This window comes from Pseudomonas sp. 15C, from assembly GCF_055484735.1.
The window spans coordinates 14,222-39,341 of sequence record NZ_JBUDGD010000051.1 but is presented as its reverse complement, the minus strand read 5'-3'; the positions used below and the strand labels follow the sequence as shown (position 1 = coordinate 39,341).

23 protein-coding genes and 1 pseudogene are annotated in these 25,120 nt (G+C 59.6%); 10 read left to right on the top strand and 14 right to left on the bottom strand.

The window, feature by feature from the left end; all coding sequences use genetic code 11:
* Nucleotides 1-249: 249 nt before the first annotated feature.
* From ACYYKW_RS21340 to ACYYKW_RS21320, 5 genes are all read left to right on the top strand, one after another.
* Nucleotides 250-498 carry a hypothetical protein gene (locus ACYYKW_RS21340; RefSeq protein ID WP_336355527.1) on the top strand — a complete coding sequence of 83 codons (249 nt, stop codon included), beginning with the start codon at nt 250-252 and terminating at the stop codon, nt 496-498.
* A gap of 21 nt (nt 499-519) precedes the next feature.
* A complete protein-coding gene (locus ACYYKW_RS21335; RefSeq protein WP_336355528.1) occupies nt 520-864 on the top strand; it encodes a hypothetical protein in 345 nt (114 codons plus the stop codon).
* A gap of 9 nt (nt 865-873) precedes the next feature.
* The gene (locus tag ACYYKW_RS21330) at nt 874-1,500 is read left to right on the top strand and encodes a hypothetical protein (RefSeq protein WP_464991072.1); all 627 of its coding nucleotides are present in this window, start codon (nt 874-876) and stop codon (nt 1,498-1,500) included.
* 122 nt (nt 1,501-1,622) lie between these two features.
* Nucleotides 1,623-2,168, top strand: coding sequence for a hypothetical protein (locus ACYYKW_RS21325; RefSeq protein ID WP_336355530.1), 546 nt, complete (start codon nt 1,623-1,625; stop codon nt 2,166-2,168).
* A 382-nt stretch (nt 2,169-2,550) separates the two neighbouring features.
* Nucleotides 2,551-3,558, top strand: coding sequence for a glycosyltransferase family 2 protein (locus tag ACYYKW_RS21320; protein ID WP_336355531.1), 1,008 nt, complete (start codon nt 2,551-2,553; stop codon nt 3,556-3,558).
* Nucleotides 3,559-3,646: 88 nt separating this feature from the next.
* On the opposite strand, the gene ACYYKW_RS21315 is transcribed toward ACYYKW_RS21320, so the two are convergent.
* Nucleotides 3,647-4,690: an LLM class flavin-dependent oxidoreductase gene (locus ACYYKW_RS21315; RefSeq protein ID WP_208937775.1), complete on the bottom strand. Its 1,044-nt coding sequence runs from the start codon at nt 4,688-4,690 to the stop codon at nt 3,647-3,649.
* 203 nt (nt 4,691-4,893) lie between these two features.
* On the opposite strand from ACYYKW_RS21315, the pseudogene ACYYKW_RS21310 reads away from it, so the two are divergent.
* Nucleotides 4,894-5,982: pseudogene (locus ACYYKW_RS21310) on the top strand (cache domain-containing sensor histidine kinase); the annotation flags it as partial.
* A gap of 90 nt (nt 5,983-6,072) precedes the next feature.
* Nucleotides 6,073-6,843 (top strand): methyl-accepting chemotaxis protein, encoded by a 771-nt coding sequence (locus ACYYKW_RS21305; protein WP_464991074.1) that lies wholly within the window; start codon nt 6,073-6,075, stop codon nt 6,841-6,843.
* 132 nt (nt 6,844-6,975) lie between these two features.
* On the opposite strand, the gene ACYYKW_RS21300 is transcribed toward ACYYKW_RS21305, so the two are convergent.
* Nucleotides 6,976-7,461, bottom strand: a complete 486-nt coding sequence (locus tag ACYYKW_RS21300) for a flavin reductase family protein (protein WP_090284134.1) — start codon at nt 7,459-7,461, stop codon at nt 6,976-6,978.
* A 324-nt stretch (nt 7,462-7,785) separates the two neighbouring features.
* On the opposite strand from ACYYKW_RS21300, the gene ACYYKW_RS21295 reads away from it, so the two are divergent.
* Complete coding sequence (locus ACYYKW_RS21295; protein ID WP_093100848.1) at nt 7,786-9,192, top strand: purine-cytosine permease family protein; 1,407 nt, start codon at nt 7,786-7,788, stop codon at nt 9,190-9,192.
* Between the two features lie 36 nt (nt 9,193-9,228).
* Here the strand turns inward: ACYYKW_RS21295 and ACYYKW_RS21290 are convergent, their stop codons facing one another.
* Nucleotides 9,229-9,465: a hypothetical protein gene (locus ACYYKW_RS21290; RefSeq protein WP_434710478.1), complete on the bottom strand. Its 237-nt coding sequence runs from the start codon at nt 9,463-9,465 to the stop codon at nt 9,229-9,231.
* On the opposite strand from ACYYKW_RS21290, the gene ACYYKW_RS21285 reads away from it, so the two are divergent.
* Nucleotides 9,458-10,558 (top strand): polyamine ABC transporter substrate-binding protein, encoded by a 1,101-nt coding sequence (locus ACYYKW_RS21285; protein ID WP_090284131.1) that lies wholly within the window; start codon nt 9,458-9,460, stop codon nt 10,556-10,558. The two genes, ACYYKW_RS21290 and ACYYKW_RS21285, sit on opposite strands and share 8 nt — an antisense overlap.
* Nucleotides 10,559-10,673: 115 nt before the next feature.
* Here the strand turns inward: ACYYKW_RS21285 and ACYYKW_RS21280 are convergent, their stop codons facing one another.
* A complete protein-coding gene (locus tag ACYYKW_RS21280) occupies nt 10,674-11,648 on the bottom strand; it encodes a TerC family protein (protein WP_464991071.1) in 975 nt (324 codons plus the stop codon).
* A 121-nt stretch (nt 11,649-11,769) separates the two neighbouring features.
* Complete coding sequence (locus ACYYKW_RS21275; protein ID WP_464991073.1) at nt 11,770-12,558, bottom strand: AraC family transcriptional regulator; 789 nt, start codon at nt 12,556-12,558, stop codon at nt 11,770-11,772.
* 82 nt (nt 12,559-12,640) lie between these two features.
* On the opposite strand from ACYYKW_RS21275, the gene ACYYKW_RS21270 reads away from it, so the two are divergent.
* Nucleotides 12,641-13,639 (top strand): bile acid:sodium symporter family protein, encoded by a 999-nt coding sequence (locus ACYYKW_RS21270; RefSeq protein WP_464991070.1) that lies wholly within the window; start codon nt 12,641-12,643, stop codon nt 13,637-13,639.
* A gap of 10 nt (nt 13,640-13,649) precedes the next feature.
* Here the strand turns inward: ACYYKW_RS21270 and ACYYKW_RS21265 are convergent, their stop codons facing one another.
* The 9 genes from ACYYKW_RS21265 to ACYYKW_RS21225 all read right to left on the bottom strand — a co-directional run bounded on the left by ACYYKW_RS21265 (nt 13,650) and on the right by ACYYKW_RS21225 (nt 25,097).
* Nucleotides 13,650-14,405, bottom strand: a complete 756-nt coding sequence (locus ACYYKW_RS21265; protein ID WP_090284123.1) for an ABC transporter ATP-binding protein — start codon at nt 14,403-14,405, stop codon at nt 13,650-13,652.
* Entirely contained in the window at nt 14,399-15,460 is a 1,062-nt protein-coding gene (locus tag ACYYKW_RS21260) for a FecCD family ABC transporter permease (RefSeq protein WP_093100860.1), read from the bottom strand. The genes ACYYKW_RS21265 and ACYYKW_RS21260 overlap by 7 nt, the downstream gene beginning before the upstream one ends.
* On the bottom strand, nt 15,457-16,638 hold the full coding sequence (locus ACYYKW_RS21255; RefSeq protein WP_206416177.1) for an ABC transporter substrate-binding protein: 1,182 nt from the start codon (nt 16,636-16,638) through the stop codon (nt 15,457-15,459). Before ACYYKW_RS21255 ends, ACYYKW_RS21260 begins: the two co-directional genes overlap by 4 nt.
* Before the next feature lie 61 nt (nt 16,639-16,699).
* Nucleotides 16,700-19,114, bottom strand: a complete 2,415-nt coding sequence (locus ACYYKW_RS21250; RefSeq protein WP_464991069.1) for a TonB-dependent siderophore receptor — start codon at nt 19,112-19,114, stop codon at nt 16,700-16,702.
* 97 nt (nt 19,115-19,211) lie between these two features.
* Nucleotides 19,212-20,189, bottom strand: a complete 978-nt coding sequence (locus ACYYKW_RS21245; protein WP_464991068.1) for a FecR domain-containing protein — start codon at nt 20,187-20,189, stop codon at nt 19,212-19,214.
* The gene (locus tag ACYYKW_RS21240; RefSeq protein ID WP_090284116.1) at nt 20,190-20,705 is read right to left on the bottom strand and encodes a sigma-70 family RNA polymerase sigma factor; all 516 of its coding nucleotides are present in this window, start codon (nt 20,703-20,705) and stop codon (nt 20,190-20,192) included.
* An 86-nt stretch (nt 20,706-20,791) separates the two neighbouring features.
* A complete protein-coding gene (locus ACYYKW_RS21235) occupies nt 20,792-21,976 on the bottom strand; it encodes an aminotransferase class V-fold PLP-dependent enzyme (RefSeq protein WP_464991067.1) in 1,185 nt (394 codons plus the stop codon).
* Nucleotides 21,977-21,991: 15 nt separating this feature from the next.
* On the bottom strand, nt 21,992-23,233 hold the full coding sequence (locus ACYYKW_RS21230; RefSeq protein WP_093100868.1) for an MFS transporter: 1,242 nt from the start codon (nt 23,231-23,233) through the stop codon (nt 21,992-21,994).
* 13 nt (nt 23,234-23,246) lie between these two features.
* Nucleotides 23,247-25,097, bottom strand: a complete 1,851-nt coding sequence (locus ACYYKW_RS21225) for an IucA/IucC family protein (RefSeq protein WP_464991066.1) — start codon at nt 25,095-25,097, stop codon at nt 23,247-23,249.
* Nucleotides 25,098-25,120 lie beyond the last annotated feature (23 nt).

The following is a 25,120-nucleotide window of genomic DNA, read 5'->3' as shown; positions in this document are numbered from 1 at the left end:
CTGCACTCAAGTGACATTCCCAGTACCGGCCTTGAAGATAAATGGGGACAGACTACGTTTAGAAAGCACTCCAAAACGTGGTCTGTCCCCGTTTTCTCGGGTCAACTTCTTTGTTTGGTGTGACTGTAAGACAGTTTGATAACAATAAATTCATACCACTTACCGGCGTTGGGCTTCCCTATGGCACGGCACTAGGTGTGTACATGAGTGGGGTGGGAGGAAAAGTTTTTGATTTTTATAAGGAGGTCAATGGTGCGAAATAAAAATATTGTGCTTAAGCTGATTATGTACTTAAGTCTGGCAGGTTTCGTTTGGACTTTGTTCATGACGATTGCTTTAGTTATGGCTTTCTTGCTGATGGCTGTTATGTATTTGTTCTTTGAGCCGGATTTTGAAGTGGTGTTTAAATGGTTGTGCCTGCCGTTGTCTATTCTCATGTCTGCACATTGGATTTATAACAATTTTTCAAAGATTAAAGATTATGTTGAAGGGGCGTAAAGGGGGGGCAGAACATGTTTAATGGACAAATGGGGACAGATCACGTTTAGAAAGCACTCTAAAAACGTGGTCTGTCCCCGTTTTCTCCCCGGTACGGACAAAATTGAGATTGACGTAAAAAGATTGCAACAGGACATTGATTCCGGTGTATTGCCTAACACTAAATTTTTGACAAATCAGGAAGTAACAACGGAGTTGCAGACGAAAGTCGATGCGGCACGTGATAAATTTACAAACAATCCCACGCCAAAAAATCAAACCTCATTAGACAGAGCAGAAACAGATTTGGCAAACGCTGTGAGGGATGGGGAATGTTTGATCAAAGGTTGTGTTCCGGCTGACTACATTAAACCGGTGAAAAAATAGGTGAAAGCGATGGATCCCGAAACAGACGAACTGCTCAATGGTATTCCGGAACACGCCGCTTACGCTGTGGAGGCGGGTGACCTTGACCGAGAGGACATTTCAGAAGAAAGAATGGCCGCAGTGAGACAACTGCTCAACAGTGAGAATGAAATGGAGCGTTTTCAAGCTTCTAAACTTCTCACCAGCTGGGGCGTCCATGACGGCTTGATAGTGCTGGAAGAATATATGCGACGCCCAGAGATTATCCAGGGTATTTATACCCATAGACTCCATGGGTACGATGATACATATCGACATATATTGATGGCAGTAACGATGTATTTCGCGAATGCCGCTGAGGTCAGTGGAAAGGAATTAGCGAGGCGTCAGGTATATGATGTGCTTTCAAAAATCATCGCTCTGGCCAACGAGAGGCCTTTTGAAATATCGGAAATATATTCTTTTGTGCATCGTGAAAAGTATTCAGAGTACCTCCCGCTGCTGAAGCAGCATTTGATCGCAATGGTTGAACATCCCGAACTGCACCGATGGAAAGTCAAGGATGCCATTGGTTTGATAATGGAGTTTGATGCTGATTTTGTCAGAGCCTTATTGTCTGAGAAAGATAAAATTCTGGAAGATTTTGTGAAAAAATAAAAGTGGGATAAATGAGGGCGGACCACATTTAGAAAGCACTCCAAAAGCCTGGTCTGTCCCCGTTTTCGTGCTCAGGCGCAAGAAGTGCTATTTAACCCGGCTACCAACAAGTGGGTACCAAAATGAGTAATGTTTCTATATCTTGGGTCGCAACCGTATTGCCTGGAAGATCACTTGCTGGAGTGCCGCTAGGGCTAGCGGCGCCTGATCTCGAAACATGGCTGGCAATGTATGCTGTTGACGAAGCAAAAACCTTATATAAATTTGAAGAAGGTCCGATCCTAAGGTTGACAAAGTGCGACAATAGAAAGGGCGTAGGTGGTTATGTATTTTATTTATATGATAATAGTGTTATCAATCCCAATAAGTCTGGTGTTCCTGCTTTAAGTATAATGCTGAAATGTAACAAGGTTTTCGCGCTTAAAGTTTATGATTTTAGTTTTCCCGGTGAGGCGGCTAGCGCTTTTGTCTACCAAGGATCGCTAACTTCGAATATAAGATTGGGGAGCAATGTTGCTGAGTTGAAAAAATTCACGTCATTGGACTTTGATAAGGGCGAAGGCTGGTTTATAACAGGTGAAGAGTTTGGTTTGGTTGAGGTTTCAGGCTGGGGAGTACCGCTTGAAGAAGAACCTCAGCAGCTGATTACGGCCATTTGTGTAATTTGATGCGCTTGCACGGAAGCCGATCCGGATTCTTCTTTATGACTCGAAAAGATAAATGGGGACAGACTACGTTTAGAAAGCACTCCAAAACGTGGTCTGTCCCCGTTTTCTCGCGAGATGGCTTTGGCGCCGACTTTCCAGCCGTCCGGGTCGTCGGCGGTGTGCACGACGGTATGGCGCAGCACTATAAGTTGGGCGCGCGTGCCTTTTACTCGTTCACGTTCATACCACTTTGACGCTTCAGACAACACTGAGTAGAATGGCCATCATATTGGCATCACCCTCGTGGCTCGCCACATGAGCCCGCGCGCCCTCACAGGTTCTTCGCACGTCAATCTGCCTCACAAATCTACGCCATCGTTCGTCATTTCAGGTACTCAGCTCCGTGTCTGTTCCGAAAATTTCCGTCGTCATCCCCACGTACAACGTTGAGTCCTACATCGCCGAAACCCTCGATTCGCTGCTCGATCAACCCGTGCCGCTGCATGAAGTCATTTTGATCAACGATGGTTCGACCGATGGCACGCTGGCGGTGATTGAAGCCGGTTTTGGCCATCGCCCGGAAGTCAAAGTGGTCACCCAGGACAATCAGGGTGTCGGTGCCGCTCGGCGTAATGGTCTGGCTTTGGCGAGTGGCGAGTACGTGTTCTTTTGTGACCCGGACGATGTGGTCAGCCCCGAGTTGTTTGCGACGCTGGTGGAGCAGGTCCAGGCCAACGCGGCGTTGGAGCTGTTTTATTTCTCCAAGCGTTCCTACACCGAAGTGGACGGCAAAAAGCAACTGTTGCGACGCAACACCGCTGCCAGCCGCGACGGCTGGTTCGATGCCGGACGCGACTTGCTGGAAGATCTGATCTTGTCCGGCAAATATCACGCCGCGACGTGGCAGTACATTTTCAAGCGTTCGGTGTGCGAGCGGTTTGCCGTGCGCCTGGAAGGGCGGGCTCATGAAGATCACGTGTTCAGCATGAACATTTATCTGCACAGCCAAGCCACTTTCGCGACGGCGGCGGACTATTACTTTCAGCGGGTCCGCAGCGGTTCGCTGACGCAAAGTCGTAAGGATGTCGAGTATGTACTGGGCAGTTATGCGGCGTATCGCGACACCTTGGCCGCGTTGAAAAAACACATCCGCTCGTTCAATGCCGGACGCGATGTTGCGCTGAAGTTCATGGAGCGCAATGTCGATGCACTGATCACCAAATGCATCAAATACAGTGTGCCTCTGCCAGCGCAAATATCCTCGATGACTCGCCAGGACAGCCGTGATTGCGGTGTGGTCCTGCACCCTCGCTGGACGTTGCTGTTTCCGCGCATTGCTCACGGGACGCGCAAGTTGCGTTTCAACCTGAAGCAGTTGCGCAGATCGCGGAAAGGCTCATTTCAGGGCTAGTTTCTGTACGATGACTCAAGCAAAAAAAGGGGCGAATTCATATCGATGAATTCGCCCCTTTTTTATTGAGTTTCAGGCCAACGTGCTATCAGCGAAACGCCGGCACCACATGCTTGATAAACAGCTCCAGCGACTTCTTTTTCTCCGCATGCGGCAGGCTGTTGTCACACCAGAAACTGAACTCATCCACGCCCAGTTCCTGGTAGTACTTGATCCGCGGAATGATCTCTTCCGGGGTGCCGATCATCGCGGTCTTGTGCAGGCTTTCCAGTTCAAACTCCGGACGCCCGGCAAACTTCTCTTCCGGGCTGGGCGCAAGGAAGCCGTTGACCGGGGTTTGCTTGTTGCCGAACCACGCGTCGAAGGTGCGGTAGAAACGCGAGATGGCTTTGGCGCCGACTTTCCAGCCGTCCGGGTCGTCGGCGGTGTGCACGTGGGTGTGGCGCAGCACCATCAATTGCGGGCGCGGTACGTCGGGGTTGTTGTCGAGTGCGGTCTGGAATTTGTTTTTCAGGTCGACGACTTCTTCGTCGCCCTTCATCAAGGGCGTGACCATCACGTTGCAGCCGTTGGCCACGGCGAAGTTGTGCGAATCCGGGTCGCGGGCGGCGATCCACATCGGCGGGTTGGGCTTCTGGATCGGTTTCGGCACGCTGGTCGAAGTGGGGAATTTCCAGATGTCGCCGTCGTGGGCGTAGTCGCCTTGCCACAGGGCGCGGACCACCGGGACCATTTCGCGCAGGGCCTGGCCGCCGCTCGAGGCAGGCATGCCGCCGGCCATGCGGTCGAACTCGACCTGATAGGCGCCCCGGGCAAGGCCGACTTCCATGCGGCCGTTGCTGATCACGTCGAGCAGGGCGCATTCGCCGGCGACGCGCAGCGGGTGCCAGAACGGCGCGATGATGGTGCCGGCGCCGAGGTGGATGGTGGTGGTTTTCGCCGCGAGGTAGGCCAGCAGCGGCATCGGGCTCGGCGAGATGGTGTATTCCATGGCGTGGTGTTCGCCGATCCACACGGTGCTGAAACCGCCGGCCTCGGCCATCAGGGTCAGTTCGGTGAGGTCTTCGAACAGTTGCCGGTGGCTGACGCTTTCGTCCCAGCGTTCCATGTGGATGAACAGGGAAAATTTCATGACGCTACCTCAAGTCTTTTGTCATTGGCCGGTCGTTTGCTGGCCTGTCGAACTGCCGTGAGCGCTGGACGCTCGCGAGTTTTATCACCCTTCAGGCACGCCTTCGAGGACGGCTGGTCGGTTGAATGAATATTGGTATACCATAATACGGGATATCCGCAAAATATTTCTGACCGACACTTCGAACAAGGAAGGCGCAACAGATGAACATCAAACAAAAACTGACCATGGCATTCGCCGTGATCGCCAGTCTGCCGGTGTTGCTGGTGGCGGCGCTGATCATCCTCAATATCCGCGATGGGGCGCGGGACAATTTCGTCGACAGCACTGGACGCGAAGTGCGTCAGGTCGAAAACGCGATGCAATTGTTCTTTGAGGGGATCAGCCAGAACGTCGCTTATCTGGCCGAGCATCCGCAATTGCAGAGCATCGACGGCAGCTTGAAGCGCTACCTGAGCAGCGATGCCGCGCAAGTGCCCATGGGGCCGCAGGATCAACAGTTGTTCAAGCTGTTCGCTGGGCTGGCCAAGGCGCATCCGGCGTACACGTACCTGTCGCTGGGCACCGAGCAGGGCGGTTATCTGTTCTGGCCGGGCGATGCGCAACTGGCCAATTACGACCCGCGCACGCGGCCATGGTACAAAACCGCAATGGCCAATCCCGGCAAAACCTTGCGCACCGAAGCCTATTACTGGGCGGCCGATGATGTGGTGCTGGTCAGCACCGTGCGCAGCTTCAACAACCAGTTGGGCAGCAATGCCGGCGTGGTCAATATCGACGTTTCGCTCAAGCAACTGACTGATCTGGTCAAGCAGATCCGCCTCGGCGACAGCGGTTATCTGATGCTGATGGAGGCGAACGACACCGTGTTGGTCGATCCGAGCGATCCGGCGCACAACTTCAAGAAACTCACCGATCTGGGCGATGGCTACCGGCAACTGGCCGATGCGAGCAAAGGCCTGGTGGAGGTGGAACTGGCCGGCGAGCGCTACATGGCGCTGGTCTGGCCGTCCGAGGCGCTGGGCTGGCGGTTTGTCGGGCTGGTCAAAGCCAGTGAAGTGATGGCCGGGGCCACGCGGCTGACGTGGATCATCGGCGTCATCGCTGTCGTCTGCGCGCTGCTGTTTGCCATGGCCGGGGCGTGGTTTGCCGGGTTGATGGTCAAGCCGATACGCGGCGTCGCCAGTGGTCTGGAAGGCATTGCCCAGGGCGAGGGCGATCTGACCGCGCGCCTGGAAGTGCGCGGGCAGGACGAAACGGCGCAACTGGCCGGCTGGTTCAACCAGTTCCTGGAAGCGATCCGCACCTTGATTCAGCGCATCGGCCAGGCGGCGGGGCAGATCCACAGCAGCTCCGCCAGCGCCACCGAAGTCTCGGCGGAGATGGCTGAAGTCGCGTCGCGTCAGCGCGAGGCGGTGGACATGGTCTCGACCGCGTTCCACGAAATGGTCGCCACCTCCAACGAAGTCGCGCGCTCCTGCAGTCAGGCCGCAGACTCGGCAGACAACGGCCAGCGTCAAGCGCACACCGGGCAGCAGCAGATCGATGCGGCGGTGAGCAATGTCGGCCGTCTGAGCGAGGAAATCGGTCACAGCGCCGAATCGATGCAGCAACTGGAGCAGGACAGCAACGACATCCAGTCGATCCTCGGCACCATTCGCTCGATCGCCGAGCAGACCAACTTGCTCGCGCTCAACGCGGCTATTGAAGCGGCGCGGGCAGGGGAGCAGGGCCGTGGGTTCGCGGTGGTGGCCGATGAGGTTCGCGCATTGGCCAAGCGCACTTCGGATTCAACCGGCGAGATCGATGCACTGTTGGGCAATCTGGCGCGGCGCACCCATCAGATGGGCAAGCAGATGCATGCCAGCCTCGAGGTGTCGCAGGAAACCGTGGTGTCGATCAACGAGGCGCGGGCGAGTTTTGAATTGATTCGCGAGTCGGTGGACGTGATCCGCGACATGAACACGCAGATCGCCACGGCGGCGGAGGAGCAGCATCAGGTGGCCGAGGATATCAATCGGCACATCAGCCAGATTCATGGTGATGCGCAGCTGGTGGCGAGCCTGGCGGATTCGACGCGTCAGGATGCGCAGAATCTGACGGCGCTGTCGCAGACGTTGAATCAGTTGGTGAGCCGGTTTCGTACACACTAACTGACGGTCGCGTACCTGTGGGAGCTGGCTTGCCAGCGATAGCGTCAGCCCGGCCAATAGCGTCATTGACTGAACTGGCCTCATCGCTGGCAAGCCAGCTCCCACAGGGGGAGTGTTGATCAGCGCTTGTGATCAAACCAGCACCGGCAAAGCCCCCATCTTGCCGTGGCAATACACCAGCGGCCCGGCCACTTGCTCGGGCACGATCAGGTTTTTCACCGCGCCGACCATGATTGCATGGTCGCCACCTTCGTATTCGCGCCACAGTTCGCACTCGATCACTGCGGTCGCATTGGCGAGGATCGGGTTGCCCAGTTCACTCAACGTCCACTCGATGCCTTGCGCCTTGTCCTTGCCTTTACGGGCGAAGGCGTAGGCTTCGCTTTGCTGGCCGCCAGACAGAACGTGAATTGCGAAGCGCTTGTTCTTGATCAGCACGGGGTAGGAGTCAGAGCTGTAGTTGGGGCAGAAAAGCACCAGTGCCGGGTCCATCGACAGCGAGCTGAACGCGCTGGCGGTCAGGCCGACGATCTGGCCGTCATCGTCGAGCGTGGTAATCACGGTGACGCCGGACGGGAACGAGCCCATGACTTGTTTGTAAATGGCAGCATCGATCATTGGTCATTCCTCGGGTGGTGTGCAGCGTTTTTTGTTTGTTTGATGGTCTGATGGTATACCAGTATTTTGCGTTTGCAAGGCCTTTCCAGCTGAACCGATAAACGTGCCACGTTCGTCGGAAACTCAATATTTACGGGGCGTTCGGCTGGTTTGGCAGCGCTGCTATGGGTGAGGATGACGTATCAGATGGAGCGGTAAATCACGGATCAGTCTTGTGAAAAGTTTGGAATACCATAATATGGTCTTCATCTGAGGGGCGACCTAAGAGTCCCCCCGGTTTGGCTTCATACAAAGATAAGAACAGACAAACTCGAGTTCATGCATATGTCCCAGATGTCCCGGCAAGATCCGTTGATCGAGAATCACACGGTCGATTACGTCCCACTCGCGGAACGCCACGGGAAGGCCCGCGACCTGTTCACCCTTTGGTTCAGCACCAACATTGCGCCACTGCCCATCGTCACCGGCGCCATGGTGGTTCAGGTGTTCCATCTTGATTTGTTCTGGGGGCTGCTGGCGATTGCGCTGGGGCACATGATCGGCGGCGTGGTGATTGCGCTGGCGTCGGCCCAGGGGCCGCGCATGGGCATTCCGCAAATGGTCCAGAGTCGCGGTCAGTTCGGCCGGTACGGCGCGCTGCTGATCGTGTTTTTTGCAGCACTGATCTACATCGGTTTCTTCATTTCCAACATTGTCCTGGCGGGCAAATCGATCGTCGGCATTGCGCCGTCGGTGCCGGCGCCACTGAGCATTCTGATCGGTGCATTGGCGGCCACGGCGATCGGGGTGATCGGCTACAACTTCATCCACACGCTGAACCGCATCGGCACCTGGGTGATGGGCGGCGCGTTGCTCGCCGGCTTCATTTACATCTTCGCCAATGACTTGCCCGCAGACTTCTTCACCCGTGGCAGCTTCAATCTGTCCGGCTGGCTGGCGACGGTGTCGCTGGGGATCATCTGGCAGATCAGCTTCTCGCCGTACGTGTCCGATTATTCGCGTTACCTGCCGGCCGATATCGGCATCGCCAAGCCGTTCTGGGCGACCTATCTGGGCGCGACGCTGGGGACCATTCTGTCGTTTGCCTTCGGCGCCGTTGCGGTGCTGGCGACCCCGGAAGGCACCGAAGCGATGGCGGCGGTCAAGCAGTCGACCGGTTGGCTGGGGCCGATTCTGATGGTGCTGTTTCTGCTCAACATCATCAGCCACAACGCGCTGAATCTGTACGGCGCGGTGCTGTCGATCATCACCTCGATCCAGACCTTCGCCAGCCAGTGGACGCCGAGCATCAAGGTGCGCGTGGTGTTGTCGAGCGTGGTGCTCGCCGGTTGCTGCGTGGTCGCGTTGGGCGCATCGGCGGATTTCATTTCGCAGTTCATCGGTTTGATTCTGGCGTTGTTGCTGGTGCTGGTGCCGTGGGCGTCGATCAACCTGATCGACTTCTATCTGATCAAGCGCGGCTGCTATGACATCAGTTCGATCTTCCGCGCCGATGGCGGGATCTACGGACGCTTCAACCTGCACGCAATCATTGCCTACTTCATCGGCATCATCGTGCAGTTGCCGTTCGCCAACACCTCGCTGTACGTCGGACCGTACGCCAATTTGGTTGAAGGCGCCGACCTGTCGTGGCTGGTCGGCCTGGTGGTCACCGTGCCGCTGTATTACTGCCTGGCCACCCGTGGCCAGGCGCAGCAGAGCAGGGCGGCGAAGTTGGGGTATACCGACTAAGGTGATGGATACCGACTGAGTCGCTCCGCTGTTCAATCAATGCCCGGCCTGTGCCGGGCATTGTCGTTGCGCATCCTGGCGGTCATCTAAATTGGCCATATCGATCCCCTTTTGGCCGATGCCCCACTGTGATCCCCTGGCGCTCTCGGCAAGAATCAAAGGCACAACGAAACGCTCGACCTTATTACCCTTGGCCGCCATTTCGGCCACTGCCGTGTACAGAACATAAAAACCATCGAACTCACGCCGCTTTCGGGGAACAACCATGGTCACGATGAAACGTATTCTGGGTGCCACTGTGTGTGGGCTGACGCTGTTGGCCAGCGCCGTCCAGGCCGAGCAACGCGAGCTGCGCGTCTACAACTGGGCTGATTACATCCTGCCCGCCGTGCCCAAGGATTTCGCCGCGCAAACCGGCATCAAAGTGACCTGGGACACCTTCGACACCAACGAATCGCTGGAAGCCAAGTTGCTCACTGGCAACTCCGGTTACGACCTGGTGGTGCCGTCCAACCAGTTCCTCGAAACGCAGATCAAGGCCGGTGTGTTCCAGAAACTCGACAAGTCGAAATTGCCGAACTGGAGCCATCAGGACCCGGAACTATTGAAACTGTTGGGCAAGAACGATCCGGGCAACCAGTACGGCGTGCCTTACATGGTCGGCACCGTGTTGATCGGTTTCAACCCGGCCAAGGTCAAAGCGGCGCTGGGCGACAACGCACCGGTGGACAGCTGGGATCTGGTGTTCAAACCGGAGAACATGGAAAAGCTCAAATCCTGCGGCGTGGCGATGCTCGATTCGCCGACGGAAATCCTCCCGCTGGCGCTGCACTATCTCGGTCTCGACCCGAACAGCCAGAACCCCGCCGATTATGAAAAAGCCAAAGCGTTGATGCTCAAGGTTCGCCCGTACGTGACCTACTTCAACTCGGCCAAGTACATGACCGACATCGCCAACGGCGACATCTGCGTGGCAATCGGTTACTCGGGCAGCTTCTACCAGTTCGGCAACCGCGCCAAAGAGGCGGGCAATGGTGTTGTGGTCGACTGGCGCTTGCCGAAGGAAGGCGCGCCGATCTGGTTCGATACTTTCGCGATTCCGAAAAGCGCGAAAAACGTTACCGAGGCCCACGAATTCCTCAACCACTTGCTCGACCCGAAAGTCATCGCGCCGATCAGTGATTTCCTCGGTTACCCGAACGCGAACAAGGATTCGCTGGCGCTGATCAACAAGGAAATCACCGACAACCCGAACCTGACGCCAACCCCGGAAGCACTGAAAAAACTCTACGTGGTTCAGCCGTTGCCGCAGAAACTCGAACGCGTACGGACCCGCGTGTGGACCAGCATCAAGTCCGATAAATAAGCGCGTTCCCCTGTAGGAGTGAGCCTGCTCGCGATAGCGGTGTGTCAGCCAACATTTGAGTCACCTGACCCACCGCCATCGCGAGCAGGCTCACTCCTACAGGTTTTATGTTGTGTCATTCAGTGCTGCGTTCACCCTCGCGCGTCATCACCAGGCTCAGCAACACCGAGCCCAGAATCACCGCGCCCACCACCGCCAGCGACCATTCCACCGGCATGTGGAACCACGGCATCAGCACCATCTTGCCGCCGATGAACACCAGCACGATCGCCAATCCGTACTTGAGCAAATGAAAGCGGTCAGCCATGTCCGCAAGCAAAAAGTACAGCGCACGCAATCCCATGATCGCGAAGATGTTCGAGGTGAAGACAATGAACGGGTCGGTGGTCACCGCGAAGATCGCCGGGATGCTGTCGACCGCGAACATCAGGTCGCTTGCCTCGATCAGCACCAGCACCAGAAACATCGGCGTCGCCCAGCGCACACCGTTCTGCACGATGAAAAACCGCTCGCCGTGAAAGCCGCTGGTGATGCGCATGTGGTTGCGGACCCAGCGCAGCAACGGGTTTTTTTCCAGGTCCGGTTGCTGCTCGGCAAACACCAGCATCTTGATCCCGGTGATGATCAGGAACACCCCGAACGCATACAGCAGCCACTCGAACTGCGACACCAGCCACACCCCGGCAAAGATCATCACCGCGCGCATCACGATCGCCCCGAGGACACCGTACAACAGCACCCGTCGCTGCAATTCCGGTGGCACGGCGAAGTAGCTGAAAATCATCACGAAGACGAACATGTTATCGATCGACAGCGATTGCTCGATCAAATAACCGGTGAGAAATTCTAGGGTTTTCTGCCGGGCGATCTCGCCGCCGAACTCGCCGTGCAGATACCACCAGAGCAAACCGGCGAAGCTCAGCGCCAGCAGACACCAGGCAATCACCCAGGCCAGCGCTTCACGCACTGACACCCGATGCGCCTTGCGCCCGCCGAAGACAAACAGGTCCAAGGCCAGCATCGCCAGCACAAAAACGATGAAGGCGCCCCACATCCACGGTTCGCCGATATTGAGGTTTGTCGCTGGCATGTCACGCTCCCTGTCGATGGGCTTGAGGTAGACAGGGCCATGCTAACGACGGATTTATGCGCAGGAAAAATCGTTTATTTCTGGGCAATGCTTCGAGAAAAACGAAGTGTCGGAGATTTTCCTAGCGAAAAAACTCCCCCGGCGTTTGCCCAAACTGCTGCCGAAACGCCGCAATGAACGCCGACGTCGAGTCATACCCGCACGCCAATGCCACGTCAGTCACCCGTTCGCCTTTTTCCAGTGGCGTCAGCGCGCCGAGCAGGCGCAGGCGTTGACGCCAGGCGCGGAAGGTCAGGCCGGTGTCGCGCAGGAAAAGACGGGTAAGGGTTTTTTCGGTGACGCCGAACCGCTCGCTCCAGTGGCTGAGTGTGGTTTGTTGTTCAGGGTGTTGTTCGAGGCTCTGGTAGATCTGCTTCAAGCGCGGATCTTGCGGCAGTGGCAGCATCAGGTCGATCTGCGCGGCCTGGGCGAGCTGGTCGAGGATGACTTGCGCCAGGCGACCGTGCGCGCCGTTCTCGTCGTATTCCACCGGCACCTGGCTGAACGCTCGGATCAGTTCGCGCAGCAGATCGCTGACGGCCAACACGTGACAATGCCCGGCGGCCCAGGCTGAAACGCTGCAATCGATGTACAGGCTGCGCATTTCCGTGTGCGGCGCGCTGAAGACCCGATGCGGCACACCGGCGGGAATCCACACGGCGCGCTCGGGCGGGGCGACGAAACGTCCGGCGCTGGTCTGCACTTCGAGTACGCCCTGGATCGCGTAGGACAACTGCACCCACGGGTGACTATGGCGGCGGGTCAGAGCGCGATTGGGCAGCGATTCGGTTCTGCCGTACAGCGGACGCGGCAAGCTGGGCAGCCCGGGAATGCTGCGGCGAACGCTGTTGGTTTGTCCTTTAGGCGGCATCTTGCGGCTCTTCGGCGTTAGTCGGTAATTGCCAGTCACGTTAGAGTCGTCGGCAAGCACTGGCAACCCCCGGATGAATATCATGACGCGCCCCCGTTTTTTGCCCGACAACTTCACCCTGACACTGATCGGCGTGGTCCTGTTGGCGAGTTTTCTGCCGGCCAGCGGCCAGGTCGCGGTCGGCTTCGGCTGGCTGACCAACCTCGCCATCGCGCTGCTGTTTTTCCTGCACGGCGCCAAACTGTCCCGCGAATCGATCATCGCCGGCGCCGGTCACTGGCGCCTGCATCTGCTGGTGTTCGGCCTGACCTTCGTGCTTTTCCCGCTATTGGGGCTGGCGCTCAAACCGGTGCTGTCACCGTTGATCGGCGACAAGCTGTACATGGGCATGCTGTACCTGTGCGCATTGCCTGCCACGGTGCAATCGGCGATTGCCTTCACGTCACTGGCGCGCGGCAATATTCCGGCGGCGATCTGCAGCGCCGCGGCGTCGAGTCTGTTCGGGATTTTCCTGACGCCGTTGCTCGTCACGCTGTTGCTCAACGTCCACGGTGACGGCGGTTCGACGCTCGATGCCATCGTGAAAATCAGCGTGCAATTGCTGCTGCCATTCATTGCCGGGCAGATCGCTCGGCGCTGGATCGGCGCCTGGGTCGGGCGCAACAAAAACTGGCTGAAGTTCGTCGATCAGGGCTCGATTCTGTTGGTGGTCTACGGCGCGTTCAGCGAGGCAGTCAACGAGGGAATCTGGCAGCAGATTCCGCTGTTCGAATTGCTCGGGCTGATCGTGGTCTGCTGCATCCTGCTGGCGCTGGTGCTGATGGCGTCGATCCTGCTCGGCAAGGCGTTTGGCTTCAATCAGGAGGATCGCATCACTATTTTGTTCTGCGGTTCGAAAAAGAGCCTGGCCACCGGTGTGCCGATGGCGCAGGTGTTGTTCGCCGGCAGCACCATTGGCGTGTTGATCCTGCCGCTGATGCTGTTCCATCAGATCCAGTTGATGGTCTGCGCGGTGCTGGCCCAGCGGTATGCGCGCCGGCCCGAATCAGTGCCGGAGTTGATGGCTCAGATCGATCCCTGAGCGCTGCGCCTCAGACGATATCGTCGATCAGAATATGGTGCAGCCCACGGCTGCACTGTTCGATCCGCGCTTCAACCTTGTACACGCTGCGCAGCATCTGCTCGGTGATCACCTCACTGCTCGGGCCGCTGCCCTGGGTGGTGCCGTCAGCGATGACCAGCACCTGATCGGCAAACCGCAGCGCCTGATTCAAATCATGAATCGCAATGAACACGATCACCTCGCGTTGCCGCGCCAGGCTGCGCATGAAGTTCAGCACCTGCACTTGCCGATGCATATCGAGGGCGCTGGTCGGTTCGTCCATCAGCAGGATTTCCGGTTCGCGCACCAGTGTCTGCGCGATGGACACCAGCTGCTGCTGCCCGCCACTGAGTTCGCCGAGGTTGCGAAACGACAGGGCGGTGATGCCCAGTGCGGCGAGAATGTCGTCGACCAGTTTCAGCTCGTCATCGTGGACGACCCAGCCCGGCGTCAGTTGCTTGCGCGCCAGCAGCACCGATTCGTACACGGTCAGGCGGGCGCTGGCGTTCAGGCCCTGGGGCATGTAGCTGATCCCCGTCGGGCCTTTTTTCGAGTCCTGCAGGATCACTTGGCCAGGGCCGTCGATCAGCCCGGCCATGCGCTTGAACAACGTCGATTTGCCGGCCGCATTTGGCCCGACCACTGCCACCACCTGACCACCCAGAAACGGCGCGGTGGAGACGCCGCGGATGATCTCGCGCTGGCCATAGCGGGCGCCCAGATTGTCCAGTTGCAGCTTCACCATGAGTTTTTCTTCCCGCCGAGAATCAGTGAAATGAAGAACGGCACGCCAATCAGCGAGGTAACCACGCCGATCGGGAAGATCGCGCCGGGAATCAGGGTCTTGCTGACCACCGAACTGGCCGACAGGATCAGCGCCCCTGTGAGCAGCGAGGCCGGCAGGAAGAAGCGTTGGTCTTCGCCGATCAGCATTCGGGCGATATGCGGGCCGACCAAGCCGATAAAGCCGATGGTGCCAACGAACGCCACGGGAAACGAGGCGAGCAGGCTGACCATGATCAGCGTCTGAAAGCGCAGGCTGCGCACGTTGATGCCGAAACTCGCCGCCTTGTCATCGCCCAGGCGCAGGGCGGTCAAGGCCCAGGCACGGCGGGCGAAAATCGGCAGGGTGACGAGGATCACCAGACAGATGATGCCAAGTTTTGGCCAGGTGGCTTTGGTCAGGCTGCCCATGGTCCAGAACACTACGGCGGCGACGGCTTGCTCGGTGGCAAAAAACTGCACCAGCGCCAGCAGCGCATTGAAGGTGAAGACCAAGGCAATGCCAAGCAGAACAATGGTCTCGGCGGTGACCCCGCGGCGCATGCTCAGAAAGTGGATCAGCAACGCCGACAGCATGGCCATGATGAACGCGTTGAGCGGCACCATGAACTGCGCGGCCAGCGGAAACAGCGCGACGCCGAAGGCCAGGCCCAGCGCAGCGCCGAAACTGGCGGCGGCAGAAATGCCCAGGGTGAACGGGCTGGCCAGCGGATTGTTGAGGATCGTCTGCATCTGCGCGCCGGCCAGCGACAACGCCGCGCCGACGGCCACCGCCATCAGCGCCACGGGCAGGCGAATGTCCCACATCACCACGCGCACTTGCGGCGAAGCGCTGTCCGGTGAAAACAGGGCGCCGAGCACTTCGCTGAGGCTGTAGCTGGCCGGGCCGAGCGCCAGATCGAGGAGCACGCTGCACAGCAGTAAAAACACCAGTCCCGCGAGGATCAGGCGCTTGCGCAGTACCAGACGGCGATAGGTTTCGCGCTGGACCACCACGGTGTCGGTCATCGAGCTCATGGCTTGACCTCGGTGTCGCCCAGGCTGACGAAGTAGCCGGATTCGTACGGCACCGGCAGGAAGCGTTCATGCAGTTCGCGGAACGCTGCGTCCGGGTCGAGATCGGCGAACAGCTCCGGGTGAAACCATTTGGCCAATTGCTGGATGGCAACGAACTGGTAGGGGCTGTTGTAGAACTGATGCCAGATCGCGTGGAAGGCGTGATGCTCCTGGGCCTTGATGCCGGCATAGGCCGGGCGCTGGGTGTACCAGGCGAGTTTTTTCCGTGCCTGCGCCATGTCCGCGCCGGGGCCGACGCCGACCCAGTGCCCACCGGGGGCAAACGCTTCCCAGTTGGCGCTGGTGACCACCACATGCGCCGGATTGGCGACGATGACTTGCTCGGGATTCAACTGGCCGAACGTGGTCGGAATGATGCCGCGCGCGACGTTGTTGCCGCCGGCCATGTCGACGAACAGGCCGAAGTTTTCATTGCCGAAACTCAGGCAGCAATCATCGGTGTAACCGCCGATGCGCTCGATGAACACGCTCGGGCGAGGCGGGTGCTGTTTTTCGATGACGTCGGTGACGCGATGGATCTGCTGGTTGCGAAAATCGATGAACGCTTCGGCCCGTTGCTCCTTGCCGAACAACTGGCCGAACAGGCGCATGGTCGGCTCGGTGTTCTGCATCGGGTTGTTGCGAAAGTCGACGTACACCACCGGGATGCCGAGGGCGTCGAGCTTTTCGATGTAACGCGCATCCTCGGTGGCGTGCTGCGCCTCGATGTTGAGGATGATCACGTCCGGGCGTTGCGAGATGGCCTGCTCGATATCGAAGGTGCCGTCTTCAAAGCCACCGAAAGTGGGGATTTTCGCGATGGCCGGGAATTTGCGCAGGTACGCAGTGTAGGTGTCCGGATCGGACTGGATCAGGTCCTTGCGCCAGCCAACGATGCGTTCGATCGGGTTCTGTGTATCGAGCGCGGCGACCAGATACAGCTGCCGGCCTTCACCGAGGATCACCCGCCTGACCGGCAGATGCACCTTGACCTTGCGTCCCAGCAGGTCGGTCACCTCGGTGCGCGCAGCGTCGCTGTCAGCAGCGTCAGCACTGCGCGGCGCGAGGGAAAACAGGCTCAGCACGCCTGCCAGTAACAGCGCAGCAACCGCCTGGCTGCGTCGATCGAAAATCGCCATGGTCCAACCTTTGCCAAAGTCAGCGCGGCCCACGGCGCCTGCCGCCGCCACGCTGAACGTTTCAGAAATCGACAGTCGCCGACAGTAATAAAGTGCGCGGTGAGCCCTGGGAGAACGCGCCGTAAGAGGCGACGCCCGACCAGTACTCTCGATCGAACACGTTCTGCACCGTGGCGCGGAACGTGGTCGGCCGCTCATCGATGCGCGTGGTGTAACGCGCACCGACATCGAAGCGGGTCCAGTCATCGAGTTTTTGCGTGTTGGCCTGGTTCACGTACTGGCTGCCGGTATGGATGGCGCCACCGGTCAGGGTCAGCCCTTCGACCCACGAGGTGTCCCATTCGGCCCAGAGGTTGGCCTGCACCGACGGCACGCCGACCGGCTTGTTGCCGCGATTGCCGGCCACGGCGGTTTTCGTCAGTTCGGCGTCCAGCAGGGTCACGCCACCGAGCAACCGCGTGCCCGGCGTCACTTCGCCAAACACGTTCAGCTCCAGGCCGCGGTTGCGCTGCTCGCCTTGCACCGAGAACACCCCGGCGGCCAGTTCGCCGCTGGGCTTGGTGATCTGGAACAGGCTCAGGGTCGAGGTGAAGGTGCCGTAGTCGGCCTTGACGCCGAGCTCATGCTGGCGCGAAACGTACGGCGCGAAGATCTCCCCCGCATTGCTGGCGGTGGAGGGCGCGATGTCGCCCTTGCTCAGGCCTTCGATGTAGTTGTAGTAGAGCGCGACGTGATCCCAGGGCTTGATGACCGCGCCGAACAGCGGCGTGGTGCGGCTGTGGTCGTAGGACGTAGTGACCACGCCGCTGGGGTTGTAATTGTCCGACTTGATGTTCTGCTGGCGCACGCCGAGGGTCATCTGCGCGCGGTCGTCGAGGATCGACAGGGTGTCGGCGAGCGCCACGCCGGTCAGTTCGCTCTCGGAGACTTTCGGCGTGGCCGGCTCAGGAATGTAAGGTTCCGAGCGATCCACGGGGTGATAAATGTTCGACAGGATCGGCGCGGCGGAAATGATCCCCCGTGACAGCACATCGCGATAACGGCTGACCTGCACCGCGGTGCGGTGGCTGATCGGCCCGGTGTCGAAGCGCAGCCGCGCCCCCGTGTCGACGGTGTAGCGCTTGACCTCGAATTTGTAATAACCAGGCGTCGAAGACGTGTCGCCAGCCGGGTTGATGATGGTCGGTGTCTGGTCGGACATGCGCGCCACCGCCGATTTGCCGCCGCCGGCATGGGCGAACACCGTCAGCGCATCGCTGAGGTCGTATTCGCCGCTGAGCAGCGCCGATGTATCACGGGTTTTCGACCAGCCCCAGTCCTGGCTCACGCTGGTTCGGCCGTTGGCGGCGGAGGGAATGTCCACGCCCGGGGCAATCAGAAACGGCCGCGAGGCGGCATCGAAGCGTTCTTTCTGCCGCAACCAGTCGAAGCTGGTGCGCAGCCGCTCGCCTTGATAATCGAGGGCGATCGCGCCGATGTTGACGTGGCGCGACTGCTTGTCGATCGCTGTGTCGCCCAGTTGCGTGCTGCCATTGATGCGTACGCCGAAGCGCCGTTCTTCACCGAAACGCCGACTGACATCGACATGCCCGCCGAGCTGCGCATTCATCGCATAACTGGCGGTGAAACGGCTCAGGTCTTCGTCCAGCGAACGTTTCGGCACCACGTTGATCACGCCACCCACCGCGTTGTTGGGGGACATGCCGTAGAGCAGGGCGCCGGGCCCTTTGACCAGTTCGATGCGCTCGGCGTACTCGGTGAAGACCCGGTAGTTCGGCGCGACGCCGTAGACGCCATCGAACGCCAGTTCACCGAGGTTGCCTTCGCCCACCGGAAAGCCACGAATGAAAAACGAATCGACGATGCCGCCGGTCTGCCCGGTAGAGCGCACCGACGAATCGCGTTCCAGCACATCACCGACGGTGACAGCCTGTTGATCCTTGATCAGCGCCGAGGTGTAGGTGCTGACGCTGAACGGCGCGTCCATCACATCGGTGTTGCCGAGCAGGCCCAGACGTCCGCCGCTGGCGACCTGGCCGCCGGCGTACACCGCCGGTAGCGCGTCGCTGCGTCGATCGGTGCCGATCACCGCCGTTTCATCCAGGGTGACCCGGCGCGCAACCAGTGTGTAACTGCCGTCGCTGCGCCGCACCATGTCCAGACCACTGCCGGCCAACAGGCGATTGACCGCTTCCTGGGTCGAGTAGCGGCCGATCAGCGCCGGGCTGCTCAAGCCGTCGGTCAGCGCCGGCTGGAACGACAGGGCAATGCCGGCGTCCACGGCAAAACTCGACAGGGTCGCACCGAGCGGCCCGGCCGGAATGTCGTAGGCACGCAGGGCGAGCGTATCCAGTTGCGCAGGCTCGCCGGCGACGACCAGCGGGCAGGCGACAACGATCAGGACAAGGCTCAGCAACGCACTGCGAATAGCGGGTTTGAACGGACGATCCGGGCGCAGGAGGCGTGCAGCGGGCATGGATGGATGAGCCTATGAACAGGACGAAAAAATGCATCTCCCTCATAGCCAGTCGAGATTGGAAAAAGTATCAGCACGGCGGCAAATATTTTTTCGCTCAGGCGCGGGAGAGCATGACCCAGTAGCCATTCAAGTGGCCGCTGACCAGAATCGGGTAGGTTTGCGCCAGCATGTTCAAGGTGCGCTGGCTGTCGCTGATCGGGTAGGCGCCAGAAATGCGCAAGTCGGCAATCGCCGGATCGAGGCGGATGAAACCGCGACGATAGCGCGTCAGTTCCGCGACGAAATCGGCAAGGCGCATCTTGTCGGCCATCAGCATGCCTTGGCTCCAGGCACCGGCGTAACGGTCGGTCGCACTGACCGCGCCAAACGTCGAAGACGAGAAATCGGTGCGCTGTCCGGCGTTGACGATCAGTGGCGTGTGCTGGCGATTGTCCGCGAGTTCGACTTTTACCGCGCCTTCCAGTACCGCGAGGTGCGTTTGCGGAGGCAGTGCGCGTACGGTGAACCGCGTGCCCAGCGCCTGCATCCGGCCTTGCCGGGTCGTGACCACGAAGGGCCGCGCCATCGGGGAGATATCCGCTGCGGTCTGCACCAGTATTTCGCCTTCGCGCAGGTGGATCAGGCGCTGACTGGAATCGAACAGCACGTCGATGGCGGAATCGGTGTTGAGGGTGATTTTTGAGCCATCGGCGAGGGTCAGCTCGCGTCGTTCGCCGACGGCCGTTCGGTAATCGGCCGACCATTGCTGGGTTTGCGAAAGCTTCCAGCCACCCCAGCCGGCCGGGACCAACGCCAGCAGCAGCGCCAGTTTGCCAATCGCCGCACGGCGTTCCGGGCTGCTCGGCCGATCGAGGGCCGACATGGCCAAGGACGGCGGCAGGCCGCCCAGTTTGTCCTGCAACAATTGCGCACGGGCCCAGGCGCGCGTGCGCTCGGGGCTGCTGGCTTTCCACAATTCCCATTCGCCGCGTTCGCGGTCGCTCAGCTCGCGCTCGCTCATGCGCATCAGCCAGTCAGCGGCTTCTTCCAATGCCTGAGGAGCGGGTTGCGCTTCATTGCGCCGGGCGAGCATTCACTCCACCAGCAACAGGCATTGCACGAAGGCTTGCTTCATGTAGCGTTTGACGGTGATCAGCGATACGCCCAATTGCTCGGCAATGTCGTCGTACTTCAAGCCGCTGATCTGCGACAGCAGGAACGCACGTTTGACCAGCGGTGGCAGGGCGTCGAGCATTGCGTCGATTTCATGCAGGGTTTCCAGCACCATGAAACGCAATTCCGGCGACGGCACCTCGGGCGCAGGCAACTGCGCGAGCGCATCCAGATAGGCGCGTTCGAGCGCCTTGCGCTGATACCAGTTGACCAGAATGCCCTTGGCCACGCAGCTCAGGTAGGCGCGCGGCTGCTCGATCACCGTGACCTGCGAGGCGAGGATGCGGGTGAAGGTATCCTGCGCCAGATCCGCCGCATCCATGGCGTTACCCAGTTTTTTTCTCAGCGTCGCGTACAGCCAGCCGTGATGGCCGCTGTACAGGGCTTCGATCGCGCGCAGATGCTTGTCGTTGTTCGCGGGAAGGGTTTCGCTCATGGCTGCAGATTTTCATGCAATTGAGAAGTATTCCCAATGCTAGTTTACAACGCCTGTGCGATGCAAGCGCCGATTGGCCTGCCGTTTCAAAGGCGCGGCAGAGCGCGTAACGCGGCAATCATCGTGTCGATTTCCGCTTCGGTGTTGTAGGCGTGCAGCGAGGCGCGACTGACTTCCAGCAAGTCCCTGTGCTGCATGTCCAGCAGGGTCGAGCGAAAGGTTGAAGTGCTGACGTTGATGCGCTTGTCCTGCCCGGCCAGCCACTGTTGCACCTGCGCGGCGCTGTGGTGGCGGTGACTGAAGGTGACGATACCGGACCTGTTCACGCTCGGATCCTGCAGCGTGAAACCGGGGATCTGCCCCAGGTTCTGGCGCAGATAATCGGCCAGTTGCTGGATCCGCTGCCACATCGGCTCAATGCCTTGCGCCAGTGCGTACTCCACCGCCGCACCGAGGCCGAGTTTTGCCGCGACGTTGCATTCCCAGTTTTCGAAACGTCGGGCATCAGCGCGGACCGTGTAGCTGTCGGCGCTTTGCAACGATGCCGCGTGCAGATCGAGAAACACCGGTTCAAGGTTCTGGCACAGCGCTTTTTCGATGTACAAAAAGCCCATGCCCCGAGGGCCGCGCAAGTATTTACGGCTGGTGGCGGTGAGCATGTGACAACCGATCTTCTGTACATCCAGCGGTATCTGCCCGACGCCCTGGCAGGCATCGAGCAGATACAGCACGCCGGCCGCACGGGCGAGGGCGCCGATCTGTTCGATCGGCTGCACCGGCCCGCCGTTGGTGGCGATCACCGGCAGCGAGATCAGCGCCACCCGGTCATCCTCGAGCATCTGCTGCAATGCCGACAACGAGACCCGACCGTGCTCATCGTTGGCAATGATGCGAATCTCGATACCGCGTTGCTGTTTCAGTTGCAGATAAGGTATGTAGTTGCCGGCGTATTCGGTGGCCGACGTCAGCAGCACATCGCCGGGTTGCAATGGTAATGAATAGAAGGCCATGTCCCAGGCACGGGTGGCGTTCTCGATCACCGCGATTTCATCCGGTGCGGCGTTGAGCAAGCGCCCGATCGACCCGTAGACCTGCTCGACTTCGGCCGCTTGGCGCCCGGCGGCTTCATAGCCGCCAAGGCTGGCTTCGAGCTGGATATGCCGGGTCACGGCCTCGATCACCGGCGTCGGCATCAGCGCCGCGCCGGCATTGTTGAAATGGATCAGTTGCGCGACGGCGGGAGTGTCGGCGCGCAGTTGTTCAATGTCCAAACCATCACTCCTTGTTCAGTCTGCGGGTGGTGCGGCGCTCGGTTGCATCGCCGCAGGCCAGTAACGCAGGGCGACAATCGGGATCAGCGCGACCCCATAGGCCAGGCACACGAACAGGTAGGTGTACTGCAAACCGTAGACCTGACTGAGCAGGCCGCCAGCCGATATCCCGGCAATCGAGGCGAATTGCGCGGTGCCCTGCGCGATGCCCAGCACATGACCCTGCTGGGAGCTGTCGGCGGTTTTCGAGATCAGGGCCATCAGCACCGGGGTGGTCGCGCCGAGCAACACGCCCCAGATGAAATAAGCCACAACGAAGACCATCGGATTACGCGTGACGCCTGCGACGGCGGTCAGCGCGATGCAGCCGATCACCACGTAGGTCATGCGCTGCAGGGTGTCCTGCTGGCCGCGGTGCTCGAAATAGCGCGACCATGCCGTCGCCGACAGGATGAAGCCCAGCGCCAGCAAGCCGTAACACAGGCCGACCACCGAATTGCTCACCTCGAACACCGAGCTGACGTACAGCGAAAACGACGTCTGCGGGAGCATGCGCGCCAGCAGCAGAATGCCCATCACGCCGAGCAGCGAGAGCAACGGCGAGCCTTGCCAGAGACTGGCGCGGCGTGCGGGGGTGGCGGTTGCGCTGACCACGGCTTTCTTCACTGGCGGCACGTCCGGCAGCGTCATCGCGGCGATCACCGTACACACCGCGCAAAGTGCCGAGGCGATGATGTTGATCCAGAAGAATGTCGCGTAATCGAGGATCAGCCCGCCGACCACGGCACCGAGCAGCGAGCCGACGTTGGTCGATATCTGCAGGATCGCGAACAGCCGCGCCCGTCGCGACGGCGCTTCGATACTCACCCCATACGCCTGCGCCGGGGCGATGTAACCGGCGAAGGCGCCTTGCAGAAAACGCAGAATCAGAATGGCCCAGATATCACTGAACAGGGCCAGCCCCAACTGGGTCAACGACAACCCGGCGAGCGCGCGGATCATCATCAGCTTGTGACCGTAGCGGTCACCGATGCGGCCCCAGAAGGCACTGGTCAGAATAATGCCCAGCATCGGCCCGACATACACGGCGATGCTGGCGAAGCTGAAAACCGTTTCGGAGTCGGTCAGCCCACGCAGGTGGACAGGCCAGAACGGCCCGCTCATTTCCATTGCGCCCATCGACACCAACTGGATCGCGAACAGAAGATAAATCAGGATTCGTACGCGTGAACCCTGGATGGCACCTGCATGGGACATGAGTCGGCCTCGGTTAAACGCTGGCGAGCGGGTTGGTCAGGGTATGTTGCAAACGATAGTTGCTGTACTGCATCAGGTGCATGCGCAGCAACGAACGCGTTGGCCAGGGCTCTTCGACGAACGCGCGGTGTTCGGTTTCCCAGATTTGCGGCGCGACGCGCTCGCGCACCGCGTCGAAGGCGAGGTCGGTTTCCTCGCGCAGGATTTGCCAGAGTCGCGTGTCGTTCAAGCCATACTCCTTGGTCAGCCACAGGGCCAGTTCATGCAGGTGCGTGAGGAACGCCGCATCCAGGACAAACATGCGCACCGGCTCGATGTCGCCGCTGAACACCGTTGGCAGGATACCCGGCTGGACGTGCGGTTGCAGGCTGTAGCCGCGGCCTTCGAGCAACGGCGCATAGGTGCGGCCATCGCCAAAATCACGGATCAGCAGACTACGAGCTTTACCGTCGGCAGAGAACAGCACCATGGTGTTTTGCTGATGCGCTTCCAGACCGATGCCATACAACAGATAGATCGCCACCACCGGGCGGGTGACCACTTTCGCATATTCGCGGTACCAGTTTTCCACCTGCGTGGCAGTGGCGCGTACGCCGTCACGTTCGATCAGGTCGGTGAACAGCGGGCGACCGTTGCCGGGCAAACGGGTGAACAGCGACGCCACGGTAATCGGCAGGCAAGCATCGGAGCGTTCGAACGCGGGGGCACTGGCGCGATAGACCACGGACAGATGCCGGCCGGGGTGATCGTCCTGGGTGACGGCGTTCTTGTAGCGCACACCGATCTCTTCCGTGAAGATTTCCAGGCGTTGGTCGAAGCCGTTTTCGGCGTGCAGAATCTGGCTGATCACCGTGCTGATGCGCGGCCCCATATGAATCGATTTGGCTTGCAGGCTGCGCAGTTCGCTGGTCATCCACACGGCGATCGGCAGTTTGATCAGCGGCGCGCAAACGTCCAGAACCGGCATCATTGTGCGATAGGACATGGTCGGTAGCGTCACAAGGTCCGGGCCGTCGGTGATCAGAATCCCTGCTTCGATTTCTGCGGCGAACGTCTTCAGCACGTAGGCCTGCAAATGCCAGCCGTGAATCGGCAGCGGCAGCCATTCGCGTTCATCCAGACCCTTGCGGTTGAGCGCCGCTTTCCATTGTTCCCATTGCCCGGGGAAGTTGGCGGCGAACCAGTCGTGGTAGCTGCTCACATGCGGCATGCTTTCGCTTTGCGCATGTTCGGCGCGCAACGCGGCGATGCGCAGCGGCACTTGCGCGTTGAACTCGGGCGACAGCTGCGCGACTTCCTCATCGCTCAGGCCCGGCCGGGCTTTCCAGGTCGGGTAATACGGATGGCCTTCCAGCGAGCCCCACTGGTCGAGCAGGATCGCCGCGTCTTTGGTGCTCGCGTGCTGGCGCAGGTAATCGGTGAGGCTGTCGAGCCCGTGATCCTTCGCGGCCTGATGCAACCGCGCGTTCCACTGCTGACGGTGCTGACGGGCGTGAGCGTCGTTGGTCAGGCTGTTTTCCATGTCGGCCTTGAGCCCGGCCACGCCTTCGTCGGTCGGTGCGAAATCGAAGCTGTCGCGCAGCACGTCGAGCATGTCCTGATGGCTGGTGATGGTCTGGCGTACGCCTTCGTCGGTGACCAGCACCACCTCACCGTCGTTGACTATGGTGTCGGCCGGGCCTTTGGCAATGTCGGAGAATGCCAGGTGCGCGCGGCCGCCCTCGAGCGGGTAAGTGGCCTGATTGCCGCCAGCGGAAAAGCTCAGGGCGGCACGGTCGAGAATGTTTTCCGCAAACAGGCAGCGCACCAGACGGCGCATGGCGTTGCGGCGGGAGTAGGCGATCAGTGTCTTGAAGTCATCCATATCAGCGGTCTGCTCGTCGAAAA

Coding starts and splice junctions, on each gene's coding strand:
- ACYYKW_RS21275 (WP_464991073.1), bottom strand. CDS start 12,558: ATGCCGCCTAAAGGACAAACCAACAGCGTTCGCCGCAGCATTCCCGGG.
- ACYYKW_RS21325 (WP_336355530.1), top strand. CDS start 1,623: ATGAGTAATGTTTCTATATCTTGGGTCGCAACCGTATTGCCTGGAAGA.
- ACYYKW_RS21330 (WP_464991072.1), top strand. CDS start 874: ATGGATCCCGAAACAGACGAACTGCTCAATGGTATTCCGGAACACGCC.
- ACYYKW_RS21340 (WP_336355527.1), top strand. CDS start 250: ATGGTGCGAAATAAAAATATTGTGCTTAAGCTGATTATGTACTTAAGT.
- ACYYKW_RS21300 (WP_090284134.1), bottom strand. CDS start 7,461: ATGATCGATGCTGCCATTTACAAACAAGTCATGGGCTCGTTCCCGTCC.
- ACYYKW_RS21260 (WP_093100860.1), bottom strand. CDS start 15,460: ATGAGCTCGATGACCGACACCGTGGTGGTCCAGCGCGAAACCTATCGC.
- ACYYKW_RS21335 (WP_336355528.1), top strand. CDS start 520: ATGGACAAATGGGGACAGATCACGTTTAGAAAGCACTCTAAAAACGTG.
- ACYYKW_RS21280 (WP_464991071.1), bottom strand. CDS start 11,648: ATGCCAGCGACAAACCTCAATATCGGCGAACCGTGGATGTGGGGCGCC.
- ACYYKW_RS21265 (WP_090284123.1), bottom strand. CDS start 14,405: ATGGTGAAGCTGCAACTGGACAATCTGGGCGCCCGCTATGGCCAGCGC.
- ACYYKW_RS21270 (WP_464991070.1), top strand. CDS start 12,641: ATGACGCGCCCCCGTTTTTTGCCCGACAACTTCACCCTGACACTGATC.
- ACYYKW_RS21285 (WP_090284131.1), top strand. CDS start 9,458: ATGGTCACGATGAAACGTATTCTGGGTGCCACTGTGTGTGGGCTGACG.
- ACYYKW_RS21240 (WP_090284116.1), bottom strand. CDS start 20,705: ATGAGCGAAACCCTTCCCGCGAACAACGACAAGCATCTGCGCGCGATC.
- ACYYKW_RS21305 (WP_464991074.1), top strand. CDS start 6,073: ATGGCTGAAGTCGCGTCGCGTCAGCGCGAGGCGGTGGACATGGTCTCG.
- ACYYKW_RS21315 (WP_208937775.1), bottom strand. CDS start 4,690: ATGAAATTTTCCCTGTTCATCCACATGGAACGCTGGGACGAAAGCGTC.
- ACYYKW_RS21255 (WP_206416177.1), bottom strand. CDS start 16,638: ATGGCGATTTTCGATCGACGCAGCCAGGCGGTTGCTGCGCTGTTACTG.
- ACYYKW_RS21250 (WP_464991069.1), bottom strand. CDS start 19,114: ATGCCCGCTGCACGCCTCCTGCGCCCGGATCGTCCGTTCAAACCCGCT.
- ACYYKW_RS21225 (WP_464991066.1), bottom strand. CDS start 25,097: ATGGATGACTTCAAGACACTGATCGCCTACTCCCGCCGCAACGCCATG.
- ACYYKW_RS21245 (WP_464991068.1), bottom strand. CDS start 20,189: ATGCTCGCCCGGCGCAATGAAGCGCAACCCGCTCCTCAGGCATTGGAA.
- ACYYKW_RS21230 (WP_093100868.1), bottom strand. CDS start 23,233: ATGTCCCATGCAGGTGCCATCCAGGGTTCACGCGTACGAATCCTGATT.
- ACYYKW_RS21295 (WP_093100848.1), top strand. CDS start 7,786: ATGTCCCAGATGTCCCGGCAAGATCCGTTGATCGAGAATCACACGGTC.